The sequence below is a fragment of the Catenulispora acidiphila DSM 44928 genome, from assembly GCF_000024025.1.
GTDB lineage: Bacteria > Actinomycetota > Actinomycetes > Streptomycetales > Catenulisporaceae > Catenulispora > Catenulispora acidiphila.
Genome location: NC_013131.1, coordinates 9,888,494 through 9,901,651, shown reverse-complemented (window position 1 = coordinate 9,901,651; position 13,158 = coordinate 9,888,494). Strand labels below are relative to the sequence as shown.

Genomic DNA, 13,158 nt, shown 5'->3' with positions numbered 1-13,158 from the left:
ATCAGCCCTCCTCCATGACGATGATCTCGCATCCGGGCGGCAGACCGTCCGACACCTGCTCCTTGACGGCCGCGATCCGCGCTGGATCGGTGACCCGCCGGGTCCGCGCGCCAGGCGGGAACACGTACTCCCGCGTGCCCCGGTAGACCGTGAACGGCGACAGGTCGCGGGCGTTCTTGCCGGTGAGTTCGTACACGATCAGGGTCGGCGTGCCGCTGCTGTGGTTGAGCTCGATGAAGCTGACCGCCGTGTCCTGGTCCGGGCTGAGGCTGAGCACCTGCCGGTTGGTGGACTGTCCGGCGTAGCGGCCCTTGCTCAGCAGGTTGACCTTGTCGCCGCGGAAGACCAGCACCGGGTGCTCCGGACTGCCGATCGCCGGCAGGTGGTGCAGTGCCTCGGTGAGCATGTCGGTGTGGGACAGGATCTCGTCGTACAGCGCGGGCAGGCGTTGGCCCACCTGCTCATTGATGCCGGTCCACGCCTGGGCGCGATCGTCCTTGGCGCCGTCGATCCACCGCTGCGCTTCCGGAGTCAGTGGCGAGTCCTTGTTCAGCGGCTCGGCACCGGTGTGGATGATCGGCCGCAGGGAAATCGGCAGCCGGCCCGGGTTCTCGCCCTTGGCGATGTCGGACAGATAGCGCCGGACCGCTGCCGTCGCCGTGTGGTTGAACTCGGTGCGGACGACAGCGTCCGACAACCCCGAGGGCAGCTTTCCGGTGACCGACTCCACTGAGAAGGCGTGGTTGATGGCGATGTGGCTGTGGGTCGTGTAGACCGCCAGGGCGGTGACGTGCGACTCGGACAGTCCCGCGACCGCCGCGCGCACCGCCTCCGGGTCGTTGGGGTCGATGCCGTTGCGCACGGCCCAGGCGTGCAGCGTGTGGTCCGGGACGCCTGTGCTGTCCGCGCTCGGCGGTGTGTGCTCCGGCAGCTGCCCGGTCGGCGACTCCCCGTCGGTGATGTGACCGTCGGTGATGTGGCCGTCGGACAGTTGCTGCCACACCTCGTGGACCAGCTCGTTCAGCTCGGGCACGTCGGCACGGTTGTGCTGCGCCTCGGTGAACCCCGCCGGATCGGTGGCGAGGCGCTGATAGTGGGTCTGGTGCGGCAGGGGGATGTCGGGTCTCGGCCCGGACTCGCCGTGCCAGTCCAGGACCCGGCGGTAGAACTCCACCGGGTCCGGCCTGTCCCCGATGCGTCCGCCGGCCAGCGGACCGGATCCGGCGATTTGCGCGCCGAGCGCCATCTCGTAGAGCGAGTGGTCGCGGCCGGGCAGCATCCAGGCCATCAGGGCCTTGAGAAACTGCTCGCGCTCGGCCGGATCCAGGCCCAGGATCTCGGTCGCGGTGAGCATCTTGGTGGTGGTCAGGGAGATGCCGTCGACCGTGGGCAGGCCCGCGTTCTCGGCGGATTCGGTCCACGCGCTCTTGGTCTCGTGGATGGTCCCGCCCTCGCGCCAGGGCAGTTTGGCGCCGGGGTCGTCGACCGGCTGGTCCATGTGCGGCTGGACGAAGTCGCGGGACAGCCGGCCCAGGGGGACTCCCATGTCGGCGTAGTCCTGCGCGGTGAGCGCGCGATCGGCCGCGTCCTCCCGGTCGGTGCGGCCCTTCTGGCTCTGGGTCGAGCTGATCAGGTTCTTCACCGGGTGGTCGGAGACGAGCTGCACGTTGCCGGTCGCCACCGGGTCGCGGTCGAACAGGCGGCGGTCGGCCGCGCCGAGGAGCTTGCGGCCGAGGGGACCGGTTTCCAGGACGCGCAGGGCGCGTCGCAGGGGACTGTTGAGCTGCTGGTGCCGGGTCCGCAGGTTGTCCAGGTGCACGCCGGCGTCCTGCAGCCGGCTCCAGTCCCCGGCGTCGGCGACGCGGATGACCGCGTTCTTGAAGACTTCCGGGCGGTCGTAGTTCAGATAGAAGGCGTTGTAGAGGGCTGTCACGGTCTCCCGGACGTCGCCGTCTTCCAGCAGCGTGTCGACCGAGACGTGCGTGCCGACGTTGCCGGCGTTCGCTTCCTTGTCGCTGAGGAAGACGCTGTCGACCCGGTGCTCGAAGTCCGCCTGGGACTCTTCGGGGAGCTTGTCGTTAAGCGTCCTGAGCGCTGTCCGCAGGTCGCGCACCGCTTGGCGGGCCTGGTCCAGTACCGCCGGATCGTTGAAGTCCGCGGCGCCGACCTGTTTCTCGAAGTGGGTGGACTCCTCCATCGATCCTTCGCGGTCGATGCGCCGGAGTTGCTTGAATCCCCAGGGCGCGCGTTTCTCGTCACCGGCCAGCCGGAGCACGTCGCCGGTCTCGTCGAACGTTGACGAGGGCGGGCGCAACGGGTCGCCGGGCGGCAGGTCGCGGGTCTCGACGTGGCCGTCGCCGGTCGGGTGCGCGAGTTTCCACGTCCCGTCGCCGGTGAGGTGGCCGGAGCCGGTTCCGTCGTCGACGAGTTCGGGGCGCGGGCCGTAGGGCGTGTCGACCTGGTGCGCGGTCGCGACCACGGTGCCCCGGCGGTCCATCCAGACCGGCGCGTCGGAGGCGACGACGTCGTGCCCGGTGGCCCGGGCCAGTGCGGCCGCGCCGTCAGCGGCTTCGCAGCCGTAGAGCCGGATCGGGACGTCCTTCGGCACGCCGGCGAGGTGGTCGGCGAGGTCGGCGAACGGCACGCGCATGCCGTCGACGACGATGCCGTCGCCGTCGGCGTGCGCGAAGATCGTGAAGGTCCCCGCCTCGGGGTCGGCCGAGGCGGCCATCCGGCGCAGGATGTCGCCGTTGGTGTCCAGGGTGCTCACGACAAGCCCGGAATCCGTGGCGTCCAACCGGATCTGCGCGCTCCGGTCGCCGTCGGTGACGTCCAGGACGAGGTGGTCGCCTTCGCCGGCGACGGAGGTGATGTGCGCGGGACGGTCCGCCGCCGGAGCCGTCAGCTCGCCGTCATGCCCCGCACCGGCCACTGGCCGGTGTCCCGCTTGAGCCGGTAGATCTTGCTCGCGGTGGCCATCAGCTGGATGGTCGGCGGCTGGTCGCTCGGGAGCAGGCGCGCGGTCTCCTTCTCCATGACCAGTTCCCTGTCCAACGCGGTCGGGCTGCCGCCCCAGCGATAGCGGATCATCCGCGGATCCTCGGCCGCCTTCTCGAAGTACGCCAGGATCGCCATGGCTGTCCCTTGGTTGATCGGGGTTGGTCTCCCAGGCGGCTGCCTTGTTCGCCTCGTTGTGGACCTCGGCGTGCGACGCGTCCGGGTGGGCCTGACGGTAGCGCGCCGCGGCCAGCGTGTGGTCCAGCAGCACCAGGTCCAGCGGCTCGGAGCGGCCGGTGGACAGCCGCTGCCAGGCGGCGGCGACCGCGGGGTCCTCCTCGAGCGGGGTCGGGCGTCCGTCGCCGAGGTCGTGCGGCGTCAGGAAGAGGTGCTCGCGGATCTGCGTGATCTCTTCGGGGGTGTAGCCGGTGCCGCCGTCCTCGCGGGGGACCGGCGCCAGGTGCTCGGCGATCGCTTCGATGTCCTGCGGGTTCCGGCGTACCGAGTCGTAGACGCGCCGGGCCCAGCCGGACTGCTCGGGGAGGTCGAGCGGGTCCGCCGGACGGTGGTCGTCGGCCAGGCTCGGATCCACGCGGTGGGTCGGGGGGACGGCGTGGCTGAGCCGGTCGGCGGGGTCGGTGGGGTCAGTGGGACCGTGTCCGCCGCTGCCGTCGTTGCTGCCGTCGCTACCACTGCCGGTCCCGCGCTCGCTGCCTCCGCCGCCGGAATCCGAGCGCCCGCCACGGTTTCCGGAGCCGTTCGTACCTCTGGGCTCACCGCCGGTCAGGCCCGATAGGTCGTGCGCGCGGCTGCCGGCGGTCGTCACCGCGGCGGCCTGAGCGGCGCCGGCGCCGACCAGCTCCCGCTGGAGCTGCGCCTCGGCCAGCGCGGTGAGCGTCTGGTCCGTCTCCGCCTTGCCGCCGAGCTGGGCTTCGAACCGCTGGGCCTGGTCGCTGAGCGTCTGCGCCTGCTGATGTTCGGCGGCGTACTGCTGCTGGTAGCGCTCCAGGTCGTTCTGGCCGTGGAAGGTGGCGTCCTGGGTGATGTTGCCGGGAACCGCGGTTGGGTCCACGGCCGTGGAAGCCGGGTTCTCCTGGCCGATCCCGCTGGCGGCGCGCGTGTGCGCCGAGGACAGGTCGCCGGGAACGCCTTGCGGGCGCATGAAGTCGTTGAGCGGTTGGACGCCCCGGAACGAGCCGTCCGCGTTGAACACAGCCTGATGCCCCGGCGGGATCGGGTTGTCGCCGGGGTAGGTGTGGACCTCCTGCAGGTGGCCGGAGTTGTAGTCGTAGACGGCGGCTTCGTTCGGGCCCAGGGGACGGTTGAAGCCGGCCGGTACGGTCTGTCCGTCACCGGAGACGACGACCACCGGATCCTTGCCGGTCTGGAAGACGTGCGCGGCGCCGGGGTCGACCGGGCGGCTGGCCGGATCGTAGACCGGCGTGGCCGTCGAGTCGGGCGCGGGGGCGTTGCGTACCGTCGTGCCCTGATGCTGGCCGTTCGGGTCGTAGAGCTCTGATACGCCGGAAGGCAGCGGACCCTTGCCGCCGCCGTGGGAGACGACGCCGGCCGGTTCGTAGGAACCGCCGCTGTCCGAAGGGCTGTACGTGACGCTGCCCGTCGCGTTGCCGCCGCGGTCCAGCGTCTGCGCACGCACCGCCTGGTAGTCGGTGCTGACGCCGTTCTTGTCGCGGACGCTGAGTGTCCCGGAGTTCCCGTCGAAGCTGCCGCGTCCGACGAGCGCGGGCTGCTCGGAGGGATCCGCGCCGGTCCGGTAGACGGTCAGACCGTCGGCGCCGTTCGGGTCGATGGCGCCGCCGTAGCGGTGTACCACCAGGTTGTCGCCGCCGGTGGTGTCGATCGTCATCCGCGGGGTGGTGATGTGGTCCTTCGCGAGGTCCTTGGCGCCGTGGATGCCGCCGAGGAACATGCCCTGCATGAACGACTTCTGCCAGTTCGCGAACGGACCCTGCTCCCCGCCGGCCCAGTTCTTGACGCCGAGGTCTTGGATTCCCTGATCGGTGTAGTAGGTCGCCACGTTGCCGCCGACCATCGACAGCCCGCCGTAGACGGCGCCCGCGCCCTTGCGGACGAACGGGTTGTTCGCGAAGGAGCTGTCCAGCAAAGGCTTGGCGATGCCCGGCATCGCCAGGTCGAAGCGCTTGGCGAACTGCCCGCCGAGGCCCGGCAGCGCGAACAGGCCGCCGAGCAGGATGCCGTGCTCCAAGTCGTGCAGCAGCAGCGAGCCGTCGTAGTCGCCCCAGCCGCGGTGGCCCTCGACCATCTGGACCGTCTCGGAGATCAGGTCCGGCAGCAGGGTGAACGCCAGCGCCTCGATCAGGCCCTTGATAAGCATGCGCAGCGCGCTCTGGGCGGCCCACCGCTCCGCCGCCATCTGCGCCGCGACCAGCGGGGTGTCCAGGCCGAAGGTGGCGGCGATCTCCGCCAGCGCCTCGATGATCTGGATGTAGAGGATGACCGCGACGACGTTCTCGGAGATCTTCGTCGCCTCGATCTGCAGGGCGGCGGCGTCGGCGTAGTTGGCCATCGCGGCGCACTGCCCGGCCAGCTGCTCCAGGATGCCGTCGCCCTTGACGTACTTCGACCAGTAGTTGTTGAACTCGTCGCAGGACACCGAGGTGATCGCGGAGTTCACCTTCGAGACCACGTCGTTGCCGTAGCCGGCGGCGTTCAGCAGCGAGTCGCACGCCTCCTGCCATGCCGTGCCGCAGCGGCGCAAGGCGTCCTCGTCGCCTTGCGGCCAGGACAGCCCCAGCATCTCCTGGGCCCAGCCCCAGGGTGGGACGAACTGCGGGACGGACATCGGCCCTCCCTACGCGTTCTCGACGCTCTGGTAGCTCTTGCCCCAACTGGCGGTGGCCTCGGCCATCGCCGACACGCCGCCGTCCACGTCGTCCATCTGCTGCAGCGCCTTCATCGCGGGCTCCACGTAGGTCTTGGCGACCTGCGCGCCCGCCTCGTCGTTGCCCCAGCACGCGCCCTCGGCGTTGAGCTTGGCCAGCAGCGTGGTCTGTACCGCGCGCACCTGGTCGGCGACCGCGGCGAACTCCCCGCCGTTGGTCTGGACCTCGCTGGGGACGACGGTGAATCCTCCGCCGGTCACAGGTTTCCCTCCTTGAGCCGGTCGAGCCATTCGCCCATATCCAGGGCCGAGGACGGCAGCCGCGAGGGCCGGGGCGGCTGCGAGTCGCCGCGCAGGTGCGCCTCGACGTCGAAGTCGCGGCCGAGGACCGATCTCATCAGGTCGCCGACCTGTTCGCCGGCATTGCGGTGCGCCTTTTCGCAGAGTTCGACGATTTCCTGGGAGAGCTCGGTCGGGCCGAGCTTGCGGTAGGCGCGCGGGTCGATCTCCAGCGTGCGCAGGTCGCCGTGCGGGCCGACGGTCACCCGGATGTCGTCCTCGGGGGTGCGGGCGCGTCCCTCGACGGCCGCGCTGCGTTCCTTGAAGTCGTTCACCCGCGCCTTCAGGTCGTCGGCTTCGTCGAGGAGCTGCGAATACAGGGTCTTGAGTTGTGCCACGGACTGCGCGGTGGCGAATCTCGGTAGCTCGCTCACGGTCCCTGCCTTCCGCCAATACTGGAGCCGAGCCCGGCGCCGCCGCCTGCCGCGCCCCGAGGGAGCGTCGCAGGCGGCGGACGCGCTGTCGGCGTGGTTCTCGCCGGCTCGCCGTGGGCGGGCCTGGCGCGTCGTTCCGAGCCCGCTCAGGGCTCGCCTATGGTTCGCTCCCGATGACCGGCGGTGCGGCCGAACCCTCGGCCAGACCCCACAGGTCCTCCTCCTCGGGGAGCCAGGACTTGCGGTTGCGGTCCCCGTTGCCGCCGTTCATCCCCATCGGTGCCATCGGCGGCATCATCGGCATGCGCCCGGCGGCGCCGGCTTCGGCCATGGCGGCCTGTTCGCCGAGCGCGCCCTGCGCGGCCGCGGTTTCACCGGCGGCCAGCGGGGTGCCGGCAGCCGTCGTGCCGAGGCCCACCGAACCGGCGTTGGACGAGCCGCCGCCGAATCCGCCGAGGGCGCCCGATGTGGCGCCGAGTCCGCCGACGCCGCCGCCGAGACCGCCGAGACCGCCGAGACCGCCGAGACCGCCGAGACCGCCGAGTCCGGCGGCCGTGCCGGTGAGTCCGGTGGCCGGCGATCCGCCGCCGAATCCGCCGAGGCCGTTGAGCCCGCCGGGAAGCCCGGAGGTCAGCGTCGGCAGCTGGTTCGGGGTGAAGCCGGCGGTCTGGGTGGAGGTGTAGCCGGGCAGGCCGCCGGCGACCGGGGGGAGCCCGGTGGGCGTCGGGAACCCGCCGTTCGAACCGCCCCCAGGGTTCTGGATCCCGGTCGTCCCGCCGAGCTGGCCGTCGCTGCCGCCGGGCACACTGCCGTTGCCGCCCGGGCCCGGCAGGCCCTTGGGCGGCGTGACCGGCGTCGGCAGGTGGTAGGGCGGAGGCGTGTTCGGCGGCGGGGTGGTCAGACCGGTGGGCGTCGTCTTGGGCATCGTCGGCGTCTTGAGTCCCGTTGCGCCCGGGCTGCCGATCTTGCCGCCGCCGCCGAGTCCGGACGCGCCCGGACCGACGCCGCTGGGGCTGCCCGGTCCTTTCCCGTCACTGGTCGGCGGCTTCAACGCCTTGTCGGGCTGCGGCAGCGCCGGGAACTGGGACCGGGCGGTGGTGAAGTGCTGCCCGGTGACCGTCATGACGTCCAGCAGGTGCGTCTTGTACTGCTGCTGGAAGCTCCGCTGCAGGAATCCCGCGGTGAAGGCGGTCCCGTCCTTGTCGGTCACCATGTTGTTGCCGTCGGCGGAGTCGTAGAGGACGTACTTCTGGAGCTGGCAGAAGCCGTCCTTCTTGTCGTACGAGCACCAGACCAGTCCGGAGTATCCGTAGTCGCCGGAGCCGCCCTTGTTCGGCGCGTACACGTCGAAGGTGCTCGCCAGGTACGGGTTGCCCGGGTCGGCGTGCATGTTCTTCGCCGGGACGTAGATCATGGCGTTGACGGTCGCCCCGCCGCGCTCGAAGGAGAAGGAGTTGCTCTGCTCCTGATCCTTGTAGTCGTAGCCCATGATGATCTGGGCCGGCAGCGACAGCTGGAGCAGCGTCGCCAAGGCGTTCGGGACGGTCGCCTTGCTGCCCGACCCCGGGGAACCCCAGGCGTCGAAGACCGGCTCGAACATGGTCTTGCTCTTGCTCAGGTTGCCCGCGAGCCCCGACAGCGCCGTCTGGATCTTCGGCATGACCTTGGCGATCTGGTCGCTGTACGCGGCGGTCGCGGTGGCCTTGGTCCCGAAGTCGCTGGCCGCGGCTCCGGTCCACTTCAGGTCGCCGGTGTTCGAGCCGATCAGCCCGGCCATCGAGGTCGGCTGCGCCGGGTCGCTGACCGTCTGCTGCAGGACGCCGGCGTTGACGCCCCAGCTCTGCGAGACGGTGTGCAGCTGGTTGATGTACTCGTCGATGGGCGCGGACTTGCCCTTGGGCCGGAAGATCGCCTCGATCTGCGCGACGGTCATCGCGGTGTTCGCCGACGAGGGACCGGCCTGGGTCGCCCGGCTGGGGGCGTAGACGTCGCCGTTGTCGGGCGCGCGCTGGTTCACTGCGCCGCTCCCTTCGGGGTCTGGCCGGCGGGGTTCTGACCCTGCGGGTACTGCCCGCCGGTGGTCGTCTGCCCCGGCGTGGTGCCGCCGGTCAGCCCGCTCGGGTTCGCCAGCACCTGGTTGAGCCGGTCGTTGACGACGCTCGCGCCGGCGTGCTCCAGCTCGGCCGCGCTCTGGTAGTTCGAGGTCGTCCACTGCGCGACGTCCGACAGCGCGGTCACGTGCGTGACCAGCAGCTGCATGCCGGCGTTCGGCTGCGGACCGATCAGCTGGTCCAGGACGGACGTGTAGTAGTCCCCGAACTCGCCGGCGTCGGGGAAGGAGACCCCGTTCGTGAACTGCAACGGCGTGCTGCAGTCCTTCTGCAGGGAGGCCAGCGATGTGACGACCGCGGGCAGGCCGCTTCCGGCGCTCGCCCCCGGCCCCCCGCCGGCCAGCCTTTGCAGTGCGGCGAATTCCGCGGTGATGTCACTGTTGGGGCTGCCGCCGGTCACCTTTCCACCTCACTTCCGGCTCCGTCTCGACCGCTTCCTACTGACCGCCCCAGAGCGCGATGTTCTGGGCCTCGATCTGCTGGTAGAGCTCCTGGGTCTGGTTGCCGTGGCTCTGCACCTCGGCCAGGACCGCGCTCATCCGGTCGAACTGGCCGTTCCACTTCTGGTGCACGTCGTTGTAGCCGAGCTTGGCCACGCCGTTCCACAGCTCGGTGTTGCTCTGCAGCGTGCTCGTCAGGTCTTCGATGAGCTGGCGGCCCGCCGTGTTGACGGCCGAGAGCTCGGTCACGAAGTCCGCGATCGTCGCGTACTGGATGTTCATGAAGTCCGGGTTGCCCACGATTCCCCGCCTTTCGATGGAAATGGAAGAAGTCCGCGCCGCACGCCGGTCGCCCGGCCCGGCGGAAATATCAGCTGTGCCCGCCGAGCAGACTCGACAGACGCTTCACCCCGGCGGTCTCGTTCTCGATGCTGACCGCGTAGTTCTTCTGGTTGGCGCCCATGTTCTGCAGGATGTTCTGCAGATCGCGCACCATCGACTGGTACTCGTTGTGGAACTCCAGCATGACCTCGCGCATCAGGTCCGCGCCCTGCGACTGCCAACCCCCGTGGGTGGCGTCCCGCGCCGCGTCCAGCCGGCTCGCCAGGTTCTGCAGATTGTCGATCGCGTCCTGGATGGCGGTCTGGCCCGATTGCATGCCATGGAGATCCGCTCCGACCAGGCCGCTCGCACCGTCGCTCATGTCGCCTCCTCGATTACGAACCAGACCGGCGAATGCCGTTCCATTTCCCCACCACGATACGAGCAATCCGACGTCTGAGTCGTCGTACAGAGGGTTGATATTCGTGCGACGACGCCGCTGGAACCGGTTTCGGCGGGGCGGGAGTCGGATGGGTCCGGATTGTGCGGTTGCGGGGGCAGCAGCCGCCGGCCGCCAATGCAGGATGCGGCGCTCAAGCGAACTGCGCCCCCTGCGAGGCCATCAAACAAGCCAGAAGCGTCGTACTCACGTCAGGACTTGCTCCCGCTGGCGCTCGTCGGCGCCGGGCCGGGTGGCGGTGGGACGACGGCTTGGCGTGCGGCGTCGGGGGTGAGGGCGGGGCCGTCGGGGAGGAGGTCGAGCATTGTTTGGGGGACGGCTATCGGGGTGACTGCGGCGTAGCCGAGGGCTTTGAGGGTGGTGGCGGGGTCTGGGCCGAGGGAGTCCTTGGCGGTGTATTCGCCGTTGCCGCTCACCAGGTACTCCGCTGCTGCGATGCCGGTGTTCGTGCGGCTGCGGACCACGGCTGCTGTGCCGGGAGCCACGGCGATGCAGTCCGCGAGGTAGGTCGCGGAGGGTGCCTGCGGGGGGAGGCGGTAGCACGTCGGTTGGCCGGTGGTGGCCGGCGCTACTGAGACCGTCATGCTGCCGTCGGTGCCGGCCGTGGTGGCGCAGGCTGTGGACGGGCCTGCTGCCGAGGCATTCACCAGTTGCGGCGGGGTCTGCGGCCACTGGCCGTCGCCGGAGGACACCGTGGAGGCATCGCCGGACTGGCCGTTGCCGACGTCCTGCGGGGTGCCGTCCATGGGCTTCAGGTCGGTAGACGTCGCAAGGAGCTGATACTGCAGGTTGTCGATCTGCACGAAGCCCTTGACCGTGACCACGAACAGCCGCTCGGCCACGCCGTTCTGCGCCGGGATGCGGACCAGCTGGCCGACGGACACCTTCTGGCCGGTCACGCTCACGGTGCCGGGCGGCGTGCCGTTGTCCAGGTGCGGGGCGCGCAGGGGTGACAGGGCGCTGAGACTGTCCAGCCATGCCTGGCTCACCGACAGTGCCTGGCCCGGGGACCAGCCGAGGAAGGTGAGGACGCGGGCCGGGGTGTCGCCGTTCTGCGGTGCGGCGGGGTCGCCGATCTGGAACCGGTGGCCGTGCCACACGAGCCAGTAGCCGCCGCCGGCCTGCACCACCAGGCCCTGGTCGCCGAGGGGGGAGCCGTCGGTCGGGTCGCCGGACGTGCCGATCGTCAGGCGGGTCAGCGTCACCGGCTGGTTCTGTGCGTTGGCGCCGGGCAGCGAGCACACCGTCCAAGGTCCGCCGCGCACATTGCCGGTGCTCGGCAGATCGTCCGGTGCGCCGACGATCCCGATGTCGGCCGCGCGGGGCGTGTCGGCCAGCGACTTCTCCGAGACTGAGACGGTCTTCCACCCCGACGAGCTCAGCAGCAGCCGCGCCGAGGTGTAGTTCAGGATCTGGTGCAGCGCGGGCGGCGATCCCTGCGGCGCCGGAGTGGGGTCGTAGATGAAACGGCTGCCGGTCTCCTTCACGACGATGACCACATTGGGATCACGCCACGAGGCGCTGTGTCCCGGGCTGAGCGCGCCGAGCACTCCAGCGCCGGCGGCCATCAGCGTCGCGAGCATGATGCTCGCGAACGTGGCCGTGCTCAGCTTGCGCAGCGGCGCCTCCGGGGAGTCCGGATCGCCGCTGAGCAAGGTCGCGTGCCGCCGCCGCAGCAGGAAACGGTAGGCGAGGACCTGGTCCCGTCGGCTCTGGATCGCCATGTCAGCCGCCGAGCGAGCGGAAGTAGCCGAAGGTGCCGAGCATCAGCAACGCCAGCGGCACGGTCGCCATGACGGCGGTCAGCTCCAGCAGGTCGGCCCAGCGCGCGAGGGTCGGCGCGAACCGGCGCTCGGGTCTGACCGCGATCTGCCCGACGATCGCGGTCGCGAGCAGGACGACGCCGACGACCACGCCGAGCCCGACGCTGCCGCCGCGCCAGCGGTCCGCGACGGCCGTGGCGGTCGGCACCGCCACCGCCAGCGCGGCGCCGATCAGCCACCAGCGCTGCGCCGCGCCGCCGAACAGCCGCGCCCGCAACGCGAGCAGCACGGTGATCACCGCGGCCAGCACCGGCGGCGTCCAGCCGGGCCAGCGCAGGGCGAAGGCGGTGCACGCCGCGACGGCCAGCGCCGAACCGGCGACGAGCGCGGTGACGAGGCGGTCGGCGGTGACGCTGCGTCCGGTCAGCGAGGCCGTGGACAGCGGGGCGCTTTGCGTCCGCAGGTCGGTGGCGTTCAGGGGGACCAACGTCGGGGGCAGTCCTGCCGCGCGGTAGGCGATGCGCGGTATCAGCACACTGAGCGCCAGCATGAGTGCGGCTGCCAGGGCAGCGCAGCCCTCGGGATTCCAGCGGAGGGACGCCAGCGCTGCCAACGCGACTGCGGCTGCTGCCATCGCCGGTGCCAACAATGCTGCGCCAGCCGGCGGCTTGTCGGGCTGTGTGCCAGGTCCGGCTGCGGTTCCGACGCCGACGCCGGTTCCAGGTCCGGCTCCGACGCCGACGAACCACGCACCCAGAATCGACGCCGCGAAAGCCGCCGCGCCTGCCGTAGCCAGGTGCGCCGCGCCGACGCTGCCGAGCGCGTCATCGCCGAGCGGCGCCAGCAGCCCGGCGACGGCAGCGAACGGGACCGCCGCGACGCCGATGAACGCTCCGGCGACGCTGTCGCCGACCGCTCGGGACAACGCGGCGGCGGTCAGAAGAAGCGCCAGCGCGACGATTCCGGCGGTGAGTGCCGGACCGGTCCAGCTCGGTCCCGACCGGAGCAAGGGGTACAGAACGACCTGCGGGAGCAACGCGGTGCAGATCAGGGCACAGCGTCGCGTCGCGGTCGGCGTCCAGCGCCGCGTCCGGTCCCGCAGGATGGTGCCGATGCCGTCGACCGGGTCGTCGAAGACCGCTTCCGGCGCGGCGACGGCGCGGGGTCGGAAGTAGACGATGTCGCCGTCGAGGATGCCGAGCGCGGCGCACGTCCCGTTGGTGTCCAGCGGCGGTTCGCCGAGGCGCTGCAACGCCCAGCCGCCGTGCGCCGCCCCGGCTTCGATCGCCTGCTCCCCGGTGTGCAGCAACAGCGTCGGCACGAGCGCGGCGAGCGGGACGTCGGCGGGAACGGCGATGTCCAGACGCATGCGCGGTGCGACCACCGTGATGCGGCACGTCTCGGAAAAGGACAGCGCCGGGCTGGTCTCCATGGCCTAGCTCGCCCCCTGCGAATAGTCTGGGTCCGGCGACGGCCGCAGTGCACAACTG

9 protein-coding genes are annotated in these 13,158 nt (G+C 70.9%); all 9 read right to left on the bottom strand.

From position 1 onward, the window contains the following. Position 1: 1 nt before the first annotated feature. Positions 2-5,821, bottom strand: coding sequence for a WXG100-like domain-containing protein (locus CACI_RS42150; RefSeq protein ID WP_015797077.1), 5,820 nt, complete (start codon positions 5,819-5,821; stop codon positions 2-4). A gap of 9 nt (positions 5,822-5,830) precedes the next feature. Continuing rightward, positions 5,831-6,121, bottom strand: a complete 291-nt coding sequence (locus CACI_RS46905; protein WP_015797076.1) for a hypothetical protein — start codon at positions 6,119-6,121, stop codon at positions 5,831-5,833. Then, complete coding sequence (locus CACI_RS42140) at positions 6,118-6,573, bottom strand: YbaB/EbfC family nucleoid-associated protein (protein WP_015797075.1); 456 nt, start codon at positions 6,571-6,573, stop codon at positions 6,118-6,120. Before CACI_RS42140 ends, CACI_RS46905 begins: the two co-directional genes overlap by 4 nt. A gap of 157 nt (positions 6,574-6,730) precedes the next feature. Beyond that, positions 6,731-8,590: a hypothetical protein gene (locus CACI_RS42135; protein ID WP_015797074.1), complete on the bottom strand. Its 1,860-nt coding sequence runs from the start codon at positions 8,588-8,590 to the stop codon at positions 6,731-6,733. Next, positions 8,587-9,084: a hypothetical protein gene (locus tag CACI_RS42130; protein WP_015797073.1), complete on the bottom strand. Its 498-nt coding sequence runs from the start codon at positions 9,082-9,084 to the stop codon at positions 8,587-8,589. Before CACI_RS42130 ends, CACI_RS42135 begins: the two co-directional genes overlap by 4 nt. A 37-nt stretch (positions 9,085-9,121) precedes the next feature. Beyond that, complete coding sequence (locus CACI_RS42125; protein ID WP_015797072.1) at positions 9,122-9,424, bottom strand: WXG100 family type VII secretion target; 303 nt, start codon at positions 9,422-9,424, stop codon at positions 9,122-9,124. 70 nt (positions 9,425-9,494) lie between these two features. Further along, positions 9,495-9,827: a WXG100 family type VII secretion target gene (locus CACI_RS42120; RefSeq protein WP_015797071.1), complete on the bottom strand. Its 333-nt coding sequence runs from the start codon at positions 9,825-9,827 to the stop codon at positions 9,495-9,497. A gap of 269 nt (positions 9,828-10,096) precedes the next feature. Beyond that, a complete protein-coding gene (eccB, locus tag CACI_RS42115) occupies positions 10,097-11,629 on the bottom strand; it encodes a type VII secretion protein EccB (RefSeq protein WP_015797070.1) in 1,533 nt (510 codons plus the stop codon). A gap of 1 nt (position 11,630) precedes the next feature. Then, entirely contained in the window at positions 11,631-13,100 is a 1,470-nt protein-coding gene (gene eccD / locus CACI_RS42110) for a type VII secretion integral membrane protein EccD (protein ID WP_015797069.1), read from the bottom strand. Positions 13,101-13,158: the final 58 nt, after the last annotated feature.

Bases quoted from the DNA above. Each gene is read 5' to 3' on its own strand.
- CACI_RS42150 (WP_015797077.1), bottom strand. From the start codon at position 5,821: ATGTCCGTCCCGCAGTTCGTCCCACCCTGGGGCTGGGCCCAGGAGATG.
- CACI_RS42120 (WP_015797071.1), bottom strand. From the start codon at position 9,827: ATGAGCGACGGTGCGAGCGGCCTGGTCGGAGCGGATCTCCATGGCATG.
- eccB (WP_015797070.1), bottom strand. From the start codon at position 11,629: ATGGCGATCCAGAGCCGACGGGACCAGGTCCTCGCCTACCGTTTCCTG.
- eccD (WP_015797069.1), bottom strand. From the start codon at position 13,100: ATGGAGACCAGCCCGGCGCTGTCCTTTTCCGAGACGTGCCGCATCACG.